The following is a 15,580-nucleotide window of genomic DNA, read 5'->3' as shown; positions in this document are numbered from 1 at the left end:
CCAACCCGTCATGAGTCCGGACAACCCCCTGCTCCTCCCGAAGTCCCCGTGACCCGGCCTGTCAGCCATAGGCGGGAGCCTATCCGGTTTGCAGTGTCACAAGAACAGCGAACAGAGGAAGCGGTTTGCTCCGTAGTTAAAAGTTAATTCACCAGTTTACCCGATCTCCAAGCGTCATCTAACCCATTGGATTGTAAGAACCCATTTATGAAAAAACCCATACCCATCGCTTTGGCGGCTACCGCTCTGGCGATCAATCCCCTCCCCGCCGTCATTATCGGATCGGAGGACTTCACCTACCCGAACGGTAACATCGCCAACCTCAGCGGCGGCACCGGCTTCAACTACGATAACTTCGACAAGGCCGTCACCGCCTTCCCCTCCGACTGGGATAATGCCTTCAATACTCCCACGATCTCCGGGAACGCCCTGATCACCAATAACAACGGTGCCAAGCGGGAGTACAACGGCACCGTGGAAGGTGCTGGCGGGGGTGCCAACGACGGGCAGGACAACCACGAGCGCAGCGGCGCCATCCGCGCTGCCGGCCGTGTTTTCTACAAGTTTACCTGCACCCGCGGGGCGGGCATTGCTTGGAGCGGCCTTAGTTCCTACGACTTCGGCACCGAGCGGGTCTTCTTCGGCGTGCCCGGGGGCAATGGCGTTTCCGGTCAATTGGAATGGGGCGTCCAAGGGAATGGTCAGACCTATCGCTCCGGTGTACCTGCCGACACCAACACGCATACCTTCGTGGCCGTGCTCGACTTCGATCGCGACTTCATCGGGATCTGGGTCGATCCGGGTGTCACCGACTTCTACGATCCTGCCAACGGTTCCAACTCCGCCGACGCTGGCGGTCTCTACACCGCCACCAATTGGTCGACCGCCGTACGACTTGCCTCCAGCGGCAATGCCAATACGACATGGGATGATCTTTCGATCGTCACCACGCCCGTGGAAGCCGGCCTCAAGTCCTATCAGGATCTCGATAACGACGGACTGCCTGCCTCCTTCGAGACCACCTATGGCCTGAACGACAACGACGACGGCACGATCGGGGAAACCACTCCCGGAGCGAAGAATGGCCCCAACGGCGCCGCCGGCGACTTCGACGGAGACGGCGTAAGCAATCTGGTTGAGTATCAGGACGGCACCTTCCCGAACGACGTCGACACCGACCTCGACCAAGTTCCTGACGGCGAGGAGAAGACCCGCGGCACCAACCCGCTCAACAAGGATACCGACGGCGACACCATCGAGGACTGGACTGAAATCAACGACACCCTCACCAATCCCACCCTCGCCGATACCGACAGCGGCGGCACCGCCGACTCCACCGAAATCGCACTGGAAACCTCGCCGACCAACATCGCCGATGATCCGGACACGAACGGCAATCTGGATCTCGTCGGCCTCGACTTCTTCGACACCTATACCGATGGCCCGCTCGGCGGATCCAATGGCGGAGTCGGCTGGGACTACGATAACAACGCTTTGACCGAGACTTTCCTTGGTCACACCACGATCAATTCGTCTTGGGCCAACTTCACTGCGGCGCCAACCGTGGTGGGAGGAGTGGCACTTACTCAGGATAGCTCGATCCGCCGTCCCTTCCACGGTGGCCCTGCCACTGCCACGAACGTGGTCGGCGAGCGCACCGGCTCATGGCGCCATGATGCGGCTGCTACCGGGGTGAACGGAAGCGACGTGCTTTATCTGAAGGTCAATGTGTTCCGCCAGACCGGCGCTTCATGGAGCGGCGTTAGCCTCTTCGACTTCAACAACGAGAGGATCTTCCTCGGTGTGCCCTCCGGCACGAACCCGGTATCGGGCGTGCAGGAATTCGGGATCCAGCAATCCGTGGGACCGGTCGCCGTCTTCTCTGGAGTCGCTCCGGTTTCGGGCACCACTTACACTCTGGTCGGAAGATACGACTTCGTCGCTTCCAAGGTGGATCTCTACATCAACCCGAACCTCAACAATCCGGAGGCAAGCGCCACCATCGCCGCCACTTTGAACGTGGCACCGGCACAGATGAATGCCACCGCCTTGCGCCTCGGTTCCGGCGGCACCGGCGCCACCGGTTGGGATCAACTCGTGGTCGGCACCACGTGGAATAGCCTGAAGTCCTTGCCCTCGGACAGCGATGGCGACGGCATGCCCGACGACTTCGAGCTCCTCTTCGGCTTCGACCCGGACAATCCGAGCGATGCAGGTGCCGATGAGGACGGTGACGGCCTCAGCAACGTGGCCGAATACAACCTCGGAACCAACCCGAGCAACCTGGACAGCGATGGCGACGGCCTCAACGACGGTGCACCGGAAACCAATGCCGGAACTTCCCCGCTCAATCCGGATACGGACGGCGACGGCCTCAACGACGGAGCGGAAGTCGGCCTTGGCACCAATCCGACCGACGCCGATACCGATGATGATGGCCAAACCGACAGGGTTGAAGTCGAAGGCGATGGCTTCGGCCACACCTCGGACCCGCTTGATCCGAACGACACCATCGGAAAGCCCTTCAACTTGATCGGCATCGATGACTTCAGCTATCCCGACGGCAGCATCGACAGCCTCACGGGGGGCAGCTACTTCGACTACGAGAACTGGCTGATCAACGGTCCCTTCCTCGGCCACACCGGCCAGCAATCGGACTGGGATGGCACGGCGACCGTTGCGAGCGGCCATCTCGTCACCCGCGAGACCTTCGCTGCCCGCGACTTCAATGGCATCACCGAAGGCGCCGGTAACGACGGCACTCCTACCGGGGCCCGCCTCGGTGCCATCAACCAAGAGGCATCCCATGATAAAGACGTGGTCTTCTTCAAGGCCACGGTGACCCGCCGTGCAGGTGCCGGGCAGAGCCTCATCGGGCCGGACGACTTCAACCTCGAGCGCCTTTCCTTCGGCGTGGTGGATGATGGCACCGGACCGAAGTGGGGCATCCGCGAGAACACCACCCCGCCGGTCTACAGCACCGATGGTGGCGCGCTGGCCGTCGCGAACGATCAAACTTACACCGTGGTCGGCAAGCTAGACTTCGGCGGTGACCTGCTCAGCCTCTGGGTAAACCCCAACCTGGGCGATACCGAAGCGAACAACGCGGCGCAAGTCACCCGGGCCTACACCGGCACGAACTGGGCCTCCGGCATCCGTCTCTTCTCCACCGGCACCGGTGATACCGAGTGGGACAACGTGGTGGTGGCGAACACCTGGGACAAGCTGGTCGGCCAGCCGCAGCTCGACATCAAGCTGTCCGTGGCCTCGTTCAACGCGACGACCGGGGCGCTGAGCCTGAATGCCGCGGGCATTCCTGCCAACGCCACCTTCCACCTGCGCAGCTCGACGAACCTGCAAAGCTTCGTTCCGCTGAGCCCGCCGGTGAATATCGATAGCACCACCCCGCAGCCAATTCAGATCCAAGTGAATCCGAATACGGCCCAGAAGCTCTTCTTCCGGATTGAGGAAGGACCTTCACCGGCCCCGTAAGATTCTACGGATCCAGCATTCCAGGCCCGCCCCGCGATCTTGCAGGGCGGGCCTTTTGCCAATAGAACCCAGCCACTTCTGTCCGATGTACGCCCGCTCCCTCGGTCTACTCCTCCTGCTCGCGGCTCCTCTCCATGCACTGCCCATCGGGACGGAGGATTTCTCCTACGCGAACAACACCCCGGTCGCCGGCAATACCGGCGGCACCGGCTTCAACAAGAACCTCTTCAACGGGGACGAGACCGCCTTCATCTCGGATTGGGATGCCGTCTTCGGCATTCCCACGACCAACAACGGCCAGCTCCTCACGAACAACGCGGGGGCGAAGCGCGAATACAACGGCACGATCGAAGGGGCGGGTGGCGCGGCCAATGACGGCCAGGACGATCACGAACGGAGCGGTGCCATCCGTGCTGCGGGCCGGGTCTTCTATCGCTTCAACATGACCCGTGCCGCGAGCACAACATGGAGCGGAGCCAGCTCCTATGACTTCGGTACGGAACGTATCTTCTTCGGCGTCCCGAGTAGCAGCGGCACGACGGGCGGGCTCGAGTTCGGCTGCCAGATCAGTGGTAGCGGTGGCGCCACCTACCTCAGCGGCATCCCGGCCGATACCGGCACCCACACGCTCGTCGCCATTCTCGATTTCGATCACAACTTCATTGGCATCTGGCTCGATCCCGACGGCTCGGATTTCTACAACGAAACGACCGGTGCCCATAGCTGCGACGCCGGCGGTGTCTACAATGGCACGAACTGGTCCACCGCCGTTCGTCTGGCCGCCAGCTCCGGCGGATCCACCCGCTGGGATAACCTGAGCGTGGCCACCAAGTGGACCGATCTCGGCTACATCGACCCGAACGATACCGATGGCGATGGCATGGCCGACACTTGGGAACTCGCGAACAACCTCAACGTCGGAACCAACGACTCGGAACTCGATCAGGACAACGACGGCCTCGCCAATCTCGCCGAGTTTCTCCGCGGCACCGATCCGCATGAGGAAGACAGCGATGGCGACGGCTATGAAGATGGAGAGGAAGTCGCGGTCGGCACCAATCCCAACAACCCGGCCAGCTATCCCGGCGCACCGCTGCCGGAGAACCTCGTCGGCAGCGAGCGCTTCAACTATCCGGACGGCCCCATCGGCGGACAAAGCGGAGGCGCCCACTGGGACGCGGACAATTCGGAGGAGAACAACCCTTTCCTCGGCCACACCGGCAGCCCTTCCGACTGGGATGTCACTTCCGGAACCCCGCAGGTGACCGCCGGCGTCCTGATCACCCAGAACAGCGGGGCGAAGCGCGAGTACAACGGCCCTACCGAAGGGGTGGGAGCGACCAGCGACGAACGCGCAGGCGCTGTCAACGGCACGCCCACCTTCCGATCCCACGCCATCTACTACAAATTCGAGATGACGCGGGGCGCGGACACCCAGTGGAGTGGAGCCAGCTCCTTCGACTTCGGCCAAGAGCGCTATCTCTTCGGCGTCCCCGGCGCGGCCAACCCCGCCTCCGGCAGCCGCGAGTTCGCCATCCATGACCTCAATACGAATCAGTGGTCTTACTCCGGCATCGTTCCCATCACCGGCCAGACCTACACGCTGGTCGCAAAGATCGACTTCGACAGCGACATTGCCGCGCTCTACCTCGATCCCGATCTGGCCCAAGCCGAGGGCCTGAACGATCCCGCCGCCGTCTATCCACACACCAGCGACAACTGGTCCAGCTCCGTCCGTCTCGCCTCCGGGGGCAGCGGCCAAGTGCAGTGGGACAATCTGCGAGTCGCCTACACTTGGGGCGAACTCAATGACGGCCCGCCGGTCGCGAACGACGACAGCGTGACCTTGCATCACAACACCATCGCCCGCATCAAGGTGCTGGGGAACGACGGCGGTGCGATCGATCCATCCTCCGTTTCCATTCTTGCCCAAGCATCCCACGGGCAGGCCGAAGCCAATGCGGACGGCACGATCCTCTATCGCCATCTCGGCGGCACTCCGGCTACCGACGCCTTCACCTATCAAGTCAGGAATCCGGACAACACCTTCTCCGACACCGCGACGGTCACCCTGAACTTCACGGGGGCCGCCCGCTTCGATTCCGACTTCGTTTCCTTCCCCTCCTCACCGCCCCTCGGCGCACTGCGTGTCGAGGATGCTTTCCCCGGAGTCACCTTCGACTCGCCTCATGGCTTCTCGACCATCCCCGGGGACACCAGAAAACTCTTCATTACGGAAGGAGGCGGACGGGTGTTCCTGATCCCGGACATCAGCACCCCCGCGAAGGTTCAGATCCTCGACATCAGCGCTGCCGTGCAGCACGACAACAACGAGCAGGCGCTCAAAGGCATCGCCGCCCATCCCCAGTGGGCAAGCAATGGCTACATCTACGTGACCTACAACTCGAAGGCAGGCACCGTCCGACTGTCCCGCTTCACTTGCGAGACCACCGCGCCTTACACCGCGGGATCGGAGCTGATCCTCATCGATCAGGATTGCGACGATTCGATCCACAACATCGGCACCTGTCAGTTCGGTCCGGACGGATACCTCTACGTCAGCTTTGGCGACGAAGGCACCCAACAGGACGGCCACAACAACTCCCAGCACATCGACCGCAACCTCTGGTCCTGTATCATCCGCATCGATGTCGACAAAAAGCCTGGCAGCCTTCCCCCGAACGCCGATCCGGGAGCCGACCCCTACGCCGGCCCCGATCCCGCGGGCCAGAGCAATGATGCCGATCTCGTCATCCCGCGTGTCGCAGGCGAGGCTCACTACGCCATCCCGGCAGATAACCCCTTCGTGGGCGCCACCAGCTTCAACGGCATCACCTTGGATCCCGCCCGAGTCCGCACGGAGATCTTCGTGGCCGGACTTCGCAACCCCTGGCGATTCTCACCGGAAGACAGCGATGGCAACGGCAGCGTGGACCAGATCTGGGTGGGCGACGTCGGACGGAGCGCCCGGGAGGAACTCAGCGTGCTCACTCCGGGCGACAACGGCGGCTGGGGCTGGCGCGAGGGCAGCGTCGCCGGCATGCGCGACGGTGACGATCTCAATGGCGCACCTGAATCCGCGGCCACGCTCGCTGCGCCCCTGTGGGACTATGCTCACGGCGGAGGAAGCCTCCAAGGCCAGTCCATCACCGGCGGCTTCATCTATCGCGGCACCGCCATCCCGCAGCTCTCCGGAAAATACATCTTCGCCGACTACGTCTCCGGAAACATCTGGAGCCTCACCCCGGGCGGCGGCGCTCCCGTGATTGAACGCCTCGGCGGGGAAGTGGCCATCGTCGGCCTGCTCACCGATCCTGCCACGGGAGACATTCTCCTTCTCGATCGCGGCAACAACGGCACCTCGCAGGGCACCGGAGGCATCAAACGTCTCACGCTCGGCACGGACGACAGCACGCTTCCAGCCACCCTCTCCGCCACGAACTTTTTCGCAGACATCGCCGAGCTTACCCCGAACCCGGGAGCCCAAGCCTATGTGCCGAATCTACGCTTCTGGTCAGACCACGCGGAGAAGCAGCGCTGGTTTCTCATCAAAAACAGCACCGATACCCTCGGCTACTCGCAGGACGCCGCCTGGAGCCAGCCCGCAGGAATGATCTGGGTGAAGCACTTCGACTATCCCTTGGAATGGGAGAGCTTCACCCGCAGCATCAACGGTCAGAGCTATACCGATCGCCGCCCCGTGGCCGGCTCCGCCCGACGTCGCCTGGAAACTCGCTTCCTGATTCGGAACGAAGACGGAGCCTACGGGATCTCCTACCGCTGGGCAGCACCCGATAGCGGGGTTCAGACCGATGCCGCACTCGCCGACGATGACGGTGAGAGCTTCGACATCGGCATCACCCTCGACGGCAGTCCGTCCGCCGCCACTTGGGAGATCCCTTCACGTGCCGCCTGCATGACTTGCCATACCCCGGAAGCGGGCCATGCCCTCTCCTTCAATACTCGCCAGCTTAATACCGTCGGCACCGTTTCAGGTCTCACCGGGAACCTTCTGACAGTGCTTTCCAGCACAGGTTATCTCGACGGCTTCTCCGGGGATCCCGCCTCGCTCCCGCGTCACTATCGCCCGGATGAGAGCGGGGAGTCGCTTGAGGCGCGGGTCCGCTCCTACATCGATGTGAACTGCGCCTATTGCCACAAGTCCGGCGGCACCGGCGGCGGCACATGGGATGGCCGAGCCCATCTTCCGCTCGCACAGACCGGGCTGATTCACGGTGCGACCGTCGACGCCCCCCTTCACCCCGACGATCGTCTTGTCGTTCCCGGCAATATCCCCCGCTCCATCCTCTTCAACCGCATCGCCGGAGCAAATGGCTATACTGGCATGCCTCCGCTCGCCACGAACCTACCCGACCTGGAGGCGGCCGACCTTGTCGCAAATTGGATCAGCCAGGAGCTTCATCCCTTCGGCACCTATCAGGAGTGGCGCATCGCACGCTTCGGCAACGACACCTCGACCGCCGGGCTCTCGACCGCCAATCCCGACGGAGACAAGCTCGACAACTTCGGCGAGTGGGCCTTCGGCACCGATCCCCTATCAGCGGACGACGCCAAGGCGGCAACCGCTCTCCTGCTAGCACGCCCCTCCAGCGGAGAGTTTCGCTTCACGCATCGCAGGCTCCGAGCCCACGCCCTCGCCGGCATCCACTACACTTATCGTACTAGCGAGGATCTCTCGGAGTGGTCCGGGGTTTCCGTGATCGAAGAAGCAGCGGTATCGTCCCCAACCGATCCCGCCTACGAGACCGTCACGCTCGCACTCACACCATCGCAATTGAGCGGAGTAAGCCGCCTCTTTCTCCAAGTCCACGCGAGCCCTTGAACGCACCTAGAACTCACCCGTAACTACCCATTACAAAAAATCTCGTTGTGCTTCGGTTGCAGACCAATCGAGCACAGGTATCTTGGAAAATCAGAGGGGCAGCTTTCCCCTCCCCGATACCGGCGTTCCCTGGCATTCCGGCTGCCCCTTGCCGGGGGGCGCTCCAATTTGGCCGTGCAATTTGAACGGTCGGAAATGCATTTTGCACCAAATTTACGGTTCCGATTTGGGCAGCTTGGCTAGAATGAAGCTGTTAGCAGGCTACCCCAACCCCAAAAAAAGGCGTATTTTCTGCTAGGGAAGATATGCCATGGTGACAAAAACACAACAACTCCAAGACGACCTGTTAAGGGCCGCCCTCTCCTTTGTGGAGCATGCCGGAGCCAAAGGCCACTCGCTCCTCGTCAATCTACCCGGCGGTGCCAAGCTGGGAATTGAAGTGGAGATCCTACCAGATGCGGAAGCTCTACCGACTGGCTTCCTGTCCTCCCTCAAGCCAGCCCGGGTGGCTTGAACCCGTTTACAGCGGTGGTGACTCCCTCAGGCAGTGCACCACCGCCCTTCATTCAAAGCAGGCTCCGGGATTGAGCGCTGCTTTCTTTTCGCGTCCGGCAGAAAGTTTGAAGGTGAAGTATGCACTCTTCTTCACTATCCGTTAGGACTCCATACGCCACCCGCGGTAGATTCGTTTGATGAATCTTGGGGTGGCCCCGATGGAGGCTCATTGATGTTCCGGGGCTCCCTTCCCGCCACCCGGACTTGACCCCGCCCCCGTCCCCGCGTTTCCTCCCCCCGCCCGTGGAAAAGGTCGATATCCCCAAAAAGGCCATTTACCGCCTTTCGATCTACCACCGTTGCCTCCAGCGTCTGCATGACAACGGTCAGGAAACGGTGAGCTCGACCGCGCTCGCGAAAGCCGCCGGGGTGAAGCCCGCCCAGCTCCGCAAGGACTTGGCCTACTTCGGCCAGTTCGGCACCCGTGGACTCGGCTATCCGGTGGACACCTTGGCCTCAATGATCCGGGACGTGCTCGGGCGCGAACGGCTCCAGCCCGTCGTCCTCGTCGGCGCCGGTAATCTTGGCTCGGCACTGCTCCACTACCAAGGGTTCCAGAAAGAAGGTTTCGAGGTCGTCTGCGCCTTCGATGCCGACCCGGAAGCCGCCGTCCGCCGCGGCGTCGCTATTCCGGTGAAGTCGGACAAGGAGATCGACACCTTCGTGAAGGATGAAGGCGTGAAGCTCGCGATTCTCTGCGTACCTGCCGGATTCGCCCAAGCGGTGGCCAACCGTTTGGTCGCGGCTGGCATCCAAGGCATCCTCAATTTCTCTCCGGTCGTGCTCGAAGTCCCCGAGGAAGTCGTCGTGAACAACGTCGATCTGGCCCTCGAACTTGAGCACCTGAGCTTCTTCGTCCGCTAACCCGGCCCCTGCCTTGGGGCAAATCAGGCGATGGATCCGGATTTTCCCCAAGATTTCCCCGAGCCGCACGTTCCTCCTGTGGCAACGGTGCCGATCCAGCCCGACCTCGTGGAATCCAAGGAACAATTCGTCGAACGCGCACTCGCCGACTACGAGTCGCCGCTCGTCGGATACGCCTACGGATTCGTCCACGATGTCGAGCGGGCCCGCGACATCGTCCAAGACACCTTCATCCGCCTCTGCCAGCAGGACGTGGCGAAGGTAAAGGATGGCCTGAAGACCTGGCTCTTCACCGTCTGCCGTAACCGCGCACTCGACGTGCTCCGCAAGGAATCCCGCGTCAGCGCCCTCGACGAAAGCGAATATCACTCCCAGCCCTCCGACAGCCTCTCGCCGGACCGCTCGCTCGATCAGGCCGAAAGACTCGAGCAGACCATGCGTTACCTTTCCCGGCTGCCGGAGAATCAACAAACCGTCATCCTGATGAAGTTCCGCGATGGACACAGTTATCAGGAAATCTGCGAGGCGACCGGCCTCAGCAGCGGCAATGTCGGCTTCCTCATTCACACCGGTCTCAAGCGTCTCCGCGAACTCCTCCCCTCCGACCTTCTCTCTCCGCCATGAACATCGGACCCGATGATCCCCGCCTCAGCGCTTGGGTGCTGGGCGAACTCCCCGCCGCCGAGGCCGCCGCCGTGAGGACAGCGGTCGCTGCCGATCCCGCCCTGCAGCAGCAGGTCGCGGAACTCCGGCAGATGAGCGAATTCCTCGGCAGCACTTTGGCCACCGCCACCCTTCGTCCGGATCAGCGCGAGACCGTCCGCCGTACTGCCGCGGCCAATGTGATTGCTTTCCCCGCTGCCTCTCCGGTCGCCTCCCGCAAGCCCGGCCGCCGTATCTGGCCGCTCGTCTTGAGTGCCGCCGCGGCCCTCGCTTTCGCCGCTTACCTGGCCCCCCGTCCCGACAAGGCCACGGTCACGGATTCGGTCGTCTCCTCCACCGGCAAGACGGACGACAAGCAAGCGCCCACACAGCCTTACACCGGCCCGCGCATTTCCACTCTCCCTACAGCGCCGGAGCAGACCCGGCCCGTCCCGAATCCAGCCCCTATGCTGGACTACATGGCACGCGATCTCGCGGCGAATTCCCTGCCCGATCCCACGACCCTGCCTCCCACCGCTCCGCTGCCTGCCATGCGCAACGATGCGGAGATCGGCCTGCCGCTCCTGGTCGGTCGGGACAGTTACAACTGGGTCCGCGGGTGGATCCGTGAAAAGAACGAGCTTCCTCCGAAGGATGCGGTCCGCATCGAGGAACTCGCCAACGCTTTCCCGCTTCCCGCCGATGAAGAGACCCGCGAATTCGCCGGCCTCAAGGTCGCCTGCGTCTCCATGCCCTCGCCTTGGTCGGGAGCCGGTCGCCTCGTCGGTGTCCAGATCGCGAACGAATCCGGACAAGCCCGCCAGGTCGAATGGTCCTTCAGCCCGGCACCGGGTGCCCGCCAAGGCGGCGTCCGCGTCCTCGCCTCGACCGGCGGCAGCGGCAATGAAGCTTCCGACCTGCCTTCGGGCCGCCGGACTCTCGTCCTGATCGAGCTAGCATCCGCCACGGATACCGCGGGCGATCTGGTGGTATCCGCCGCCGGTCGCAGCAAACGCTTCCCGGCCTTGGAAGCGAAAGACCCCGCCCTGCAGCAGGCAGGACTACTGGCCGCCTTCGGCATCTGGCTGAGAGGCGAGGGCATCGATGACTCGCGGCTTGCCACAATCCTAGCCGCCACCGAGAAAAATGGCCCACCGGCCTCCTCCTCTCCATCCGAGTGGGCCGACTCCCGACGGCTTGTTCGCGAGGCGCTCGATATTGCCGCACGCAAGAAGTGAGGGACGAATCCCGGCTCCCGCACGCCGGATTCACGGAGCCAAGGGACGCACCGTTCCTTCGCAAGCGCCTGAGCCTCATCTAACCGTTTCCCTCTTGGCTTGGAAGCGGCTCCAAGGAATGGCGACAATCCTGCAGCGCCTGTGTTCAATCTTCGCCGATTTTGGCCAGCATAGATGATAACAAAGATCACAACGAAACACAGCCTCCAATGATTTCGACCTGATCGAATATTCAAGTTATCTTAACAAATTCCGGAACAACCACTCAAAACCAACAAGTTTTGAGACGAAATCACTCCCCCTGCATGGACAATCCGAGAATCAAAATCATATAATTCTCATTGCGTTCACGAGACAAAAAAAGTCTTGCCAGTTAAACCAAAGACCACTCTACTCCGCCCGTCCTTCACGGGACACCCCGAGCAGGCCATCCCCCCGAAACCTGCTAGGGATCACATCAACCGACCGAAGGATCCCCCCTCCCGACGAAGGTTCCCGGAGACACCACGGCCGCCACGGACCCCCCGCCAAAAGCAGCCACCAATCCCCCCGACTCACGCGTGTCAACGGTGTGTCAGCCGCCCGGCGGGTCAACTCCCCGATCCGCCGGGCGGTCTGCTCACGGAGAAGCTCCTTGAAGCTCTCCGCCGGCCCTTGCCACCACTCCCGTTCCGGGCTACCTGAGCCGCGCATGGTGCGCTTCACCCTTTTCGGAGTTCCGGTCGAGATTCAGCCTTGGTTCTGGCTCGGCGCGGCCATGCTGAGCGGTGCCTTCTCCGGCAATCCGACCCGGGAAGAATTCCTTCTCTCGCTGCTCTTCATCATCGCGGCGACGATCTCGATTCTGGTCCACGAATTCGGCCACGCCTTGGTCGGCCGACGGCTTGGCGGGGGACGCGCCAATATTGTCCTCTGGGCCCTCGGAGGCCTCGCTTACAACGAGGGTGGACGCTTCACCCGCAGTGGACGTTTCTGGATGATCGCGGCCGGTCCGGGTGCCGGCTTTGCCCTGTTCGCTCTGGTCTTCCTCATCCTGGCGGTCGCTTTCGGGCCGCAGGACGCCATGGTCTTCACCGCCTTCGAGCTATTCCATGTCCGTAGCCAAGGGATCTCCCCGCGGATGATGGACTTCCTCACCAACAATTTCCCGTTCATGAAACTGACGGGAGATTTTCTCTGGATCAATTTCTGGTGGGGCATACTGAATCTTCTGCCGGTCCTTCCATTGGATGGTGGCCGCATCACGGAACTCTACGTGAAACCTCAGAAGCGGGTCTACCAGATCGCCGTCGTCACCGCCGCTGCAATGGTCGCTTTCGCTCTTTTCCGAGGCTCCTTATATATGGCCTTCTTCTTCGGCTTCCTCGCCTACCAGAACTACAAGGAGATCGATACCTATCGCTGACAGGAGCCGGGGGGGGCCTGTCCTCATCCTCCATCTCGGACTCCGCACAGCAGGAGCCGCGGGCGTGGATACAAGAGGCACACCAGCCCTTGCCATCGATCACCATTGCGGCCTCTTGGCTGCAGTGCTGGCAGGAGATTTCTTCTTCGGCGGACAGGCCCTTCATCGCGGCGATAATATCCCACACATCCTGCCGGACTCAACAGCCACTACCGGGAACTTTGATTCACCAACCGGATCATCCCGTCGAATCCTACGAATAAGGCAAACCGAAAGCCCGAGCACGGCCCACAAGAAAGCCCGATCCCCCTTGCGAGAGATCGGGCTCTTGAATAATCGTATCGGATCGAAGGATCAGCCCTCGGCGGCAGGCGCAGCAGCACCTTCGCCTTCCGCGGCCTTCGCCTTCTCGTCGCGGAGGACGGCGCGGCGGCTCATCTTCACGCGGCCCTTCTCATCCACACCAAGGCACTTGGCGGTGATGATGTCACCCTTCTTGACGACGTCTTCCACCTTCTCGGTGCGGCCTTCGGCCAGCTCGGAGACGTGGATCAGGCCGTCCTTGCCCGGGAGCACTTCCATGAAGGCGCCGAAGTTGGTGATGCTGACCACCTTGCCGGTGTACACCTTGCCCACTTCGATCTCCTGGAACATGCGCTCGATGAGCGACTTGGCGCGCAGCAGTCCTTCTTCCTTGGAAGCGTAGATGTGCACGGTGCCGTCGTCCTCGATGTTGATCTCGGCGCCGGACTCGGCCTGGATGCCCTTGATGTTCTTGCCGCCAGGCCCGATGAGCTCACCGATGCGGTCGGCGGGGATCTTCACGGACACGATGCGCGGGGCATGCGGGCTGAGGTCCTGCGGACCGGACACCGCTTCGGTCATCTTGGCGATGATCGTGGAGCGAGCGGCCTTCGCCATGTGGATGGCTTCCTCGAGGATCGAGAGCGGCAGGCCCGGGAGCTTCAGGTCGAGCTGGTAGCCCGTCACACCGGAATCGGTGCCGCAGAGCTTGAAGTCCATGTCGCCGTAGAAGTCTTCGGAACCGATGATGTCGAGCAGGGCCTTGTGAGCCTTCATCGTGCCGTCATCGTTCCACTCGGTCACGAGACCGACGGAGATACCGCCGACCGGAGCCTTGAGCGGGACACCGGCGCAGAGCAGCGACATGGTGCCGGCACAGACCGTGGCCATCGAGGTGGAACCGTTCGACTCCATGACTTCCGACGAAACGCGCATGGCGTAAGGGAAGTCTTCCACGTCCGGGATCACCGGGGCGATGGAACGCTCGGCGAGGGCACCGTGGCCGATCTCGCGGCGGTTGATACCACCCATGCGGCCGCACTCACCCACCGAGAACGGAGGGAAGTTGTAGTGGAGGATAAAGCGCTTGCTGTCCTCACCACCGGCGTAGTTGTCGAAGAACTGCTTCTCGTCGGCCGGAGCCAGCGTACAGATGCCCATGGCCTGCGTTTCGCCGCGGGCGAAGATCGCGGAACCGTGAACGCGCGGCAGGCTGTTCGCCTCGGCGAAGAGCGGGCGGAGATCGCCCACCTGGCGGCCATCGGCGCGCAGGCCCTTCTCCATGATGGAGATGCGGAACGCCTTCTTCTGGATGTATTCGAAGACCTGCTCGACATCGAAGTCGGTCGACTCCGGGTAGCGGGCCTTGATCGCGGTCTCCACTTCGTCGCGGAGCACGCCGACCTTTTTGCCGCGCTCGACCTTGGTCGGGGCGTAGATGGCTTCTTCGATGCGGCTGCCAGCGATCTCGTAGCCGACTTCCAGGAGCTCGTCCTTGGCAACGGTCAGAGCGTATTCGCGCTTCTGCTTGCCGGCGAGGCGGACCAGCTCTTCCTGGGCTTCGACAAGCTGCTGGACGGCGACTTGGGCGAAGTGCAGGGCCTTGATGAAGTCTTCCTCGGGCAGCTCGTTGGCGGCGCCTTCGATCATGATCACGTCGGTCTTGTTGCCGACGTAGATGAGATCGAGATCGCTGCTTTCGCGCTCTTCGAAGGTGGGGTTGATGACGAATTCACCATCCACGCGACCGACACGCACGGCACCGATCGGACCGGCGAAGGGAATATCGGAGATGGCGAGCGCGGCGGAAGCGCCGTTCATCGAGAGAATGTCGGAGTCGTTGATCTGGTCCGCGGAGAGGAGCAGCGCAATGATCTGGGTCTCGTAGAGATAGCCCTTCGGGAAGAGCGGACGCAGCGGGCGGTCCGTCATGCGGCAGGTCAGGATCTCCTTTTCGGTCGGGCGGCCTTCACGCTTGAAGTAGCCACCCGGGAATTGGCCGGCGGCGGAGGCCTTTTCCTTGTATTCAACGGAGAGCGGGAACCAGGTCTGGCCCGACTTCACCTTGGTCGCGGACACGGCGGTCACGAGGACCACGGTTTCGCCGCAGGTCACCATCACGGCGCCGTCGGCGAGCTTGGCGATTTTTCCCGTCTCGAAGGAGATGGGGTTCGAGCCGACCTGGCTCGTGACTTTATGGATGTTCATCTTGTCTGTCTTTCAGTGTGTGCACGTGGC

Annotated in this window: 8 protein-coding genes; 7 read left to right on the top strand and 1 reads right to left on the bottom strand. The window is 62.3% G+C overall.

The window, feature by feature from the left end:
• Nucleotides 1-207 precede the first annotated feature (207 nt).
• From OJ996_RS02060 to OJ996_RS02030, 7 genes are all read left to right on the top strand, one after another.
• Nucleotides 208-3,492, top strand: a complete 3,285-nt coding sequence (locus OJ996_RS02060; RefSeq protein WP_264510650.1) for an RHS repeat domain-containing protein — start codon at nucleotides 208-210, stop codon at nucleotides 3,490-3,492.
• Nucleotides 3,493-3,577: 85 nt separating this feature from the next.
• Complete coding sequence (locus OJ996_RS02055) at nucleotides 3,578-8,335, top strand: PQQ-dependent sugar dehydrogenase (protein ID WP_264510649.1); 4,758 nt, start codon at nucleotides 3,578-3,580, stop codon at nucleotides 8,333-8,335.
• A gap of 310 nt (nucleotides 8,336-8,645) precedes the next feature.
• A complete protein-coding gene (locus OJ996_RS02050; RefSeq protein WP_264510648.1) occupies nucleotides 8,646-8,849 on the top strand; it encodes a hypothetical protein in 204 nt (67 codons plus the stop codon).
• A gap of 284 nt (nucleotides 8,850-9,133) precedes the next feature.
• On the top strand, nucleotides 9,134-9,754 hold the full coding sequence (locus OJ996_RS02045) for a redox-sensing transcriptional repressor Rex (RefSeq protein WP_264510647.1): 621 nt from the start codon (nucleotides 9,134-9,136) through the stop codon (nucleotides 9,752-9,754).
• Nucleotides 9,755-9,841: 87 nt separating this feature from the next.
• The gene (locus OJ996_RS02040; RefSeq protein WP_264510646.1) at nucleotides 9,842-10,378 is read left to right on the top strand and encodes an RNA polymerase sigma factor; all 537 of its coding nucleotides are present in this window, start codon (nucleotides 9,842-9,844) and stop codon (nucleotides 10,376-10,378) included.
• On the top strand, nucleotides 10,375-11,634 hold the full coding sequence (locus OJ996_RS02035; protein ID WP_264510645.1) for a VWA domain-containing protein: 1,260 nt from the start codon (nucleotides 10,375-10,377) through the stop codon (nucleotides 11,632-11,634). The genes OJ996_RS02040 and OJ996_RS02035 overlap by 4 nt, the downstream gene beginning before the upstream one ends.
• A 691-nt stretch (nucleotides 11,635-12,325) precedes the next feature.
• The gene (locus tag OJ996_RS02030; RefSeq protein WP_264510644.1) at nucleotides 12,326-13,039 is read left to right on the top strand and encodes a metalloprotease; all 714 of its coding nucleotides are present in this window, start codon (nucleotides 12,326-12,328) and stop codon (nucleotides 13,037-13,039) included.
• Between the two features lie 354 nt (nucleotides 13,040-13,393).
• Here the strand turns inward: OJ996_RS02030 and OJ996_RS02025 are convergent, their stop codons facing one another.
• Complete coding sequence (locus OJ996_RS02025; RefSeq protein ID WP_264510642.1) at nucleotides 13,394-15,550, bottom strand: polyribonucleotide nucleotidyltransferase; 2,157 nt, start codon at nucleotides 15,548-15,550, stop codon at nucleotides 13,394-13,396.
• Between the last annotated feature and the right edge of the window lie 30 nt (nucleotides 15,551-15,580).

Origin of the sequence: Luteolibacter rhizosphaerae, from assembly GCF_025950095.1 — a bacterium.
Taxonomy (GTDB): Bacteria; Verrucomicrobiota; Verrucomicrobiia; order Verrucomicrobiales; family Akkermansiaceae; genus Haloferula; species Haloferula rhizosphaerae.
Note: the sequence above shows the minus strand (reverse complement) of the source record. Positions and strands in the feature narration are given on the sequence as shown.

Excerpts from the sequence above, each read along its gene's own strand:
- OJ996_RS02055 (WP_264510649.1), top strand. The coding sequence starts at position 3,578 with ATGTACGCCCGCTCCCTCGGTCTACTCCTCCTGCTCGCGGCTCCTCTC.
- OJ996_RS02035 (WP_264510645.1), top strand. The coding sequence starts at position 10,375 with ATGAACATCGGACCCGATGATCCCCGCCTCAGCGCTTGGGTGCTGGGC.
- OJ996_RS02025 (WP_264510642.1), bottom strand. The coding sequence starts at position 15,550 with ATGAACATCCATAAAGTCACGAGCCAGGTCGGCTCGAACCCCATCTCC.
- OJ996_RS02030 (WP_264510644.1), top strand. The coding sequence starts at position 12,326 with ATGGTGCGCTTCACCCTTTTCGGAGTTCCGGTCGAGATTCAGCCTTGG.
- OJ996_RS02060 (WP_264510650.1), top strand. The coding sequence starts at position 208 with ATGAAAAAACCCATACCCATCGCTTTGGCGGCTACCGCTCTGGCGATC.
- OJ996_RS02050 (WP_264510648.1), top strand. The coding sequence starts at position 8,646 with ATGGTGACAAAAACACAACAACTCCAAGACGACCTGTTAAGGGCCGCC.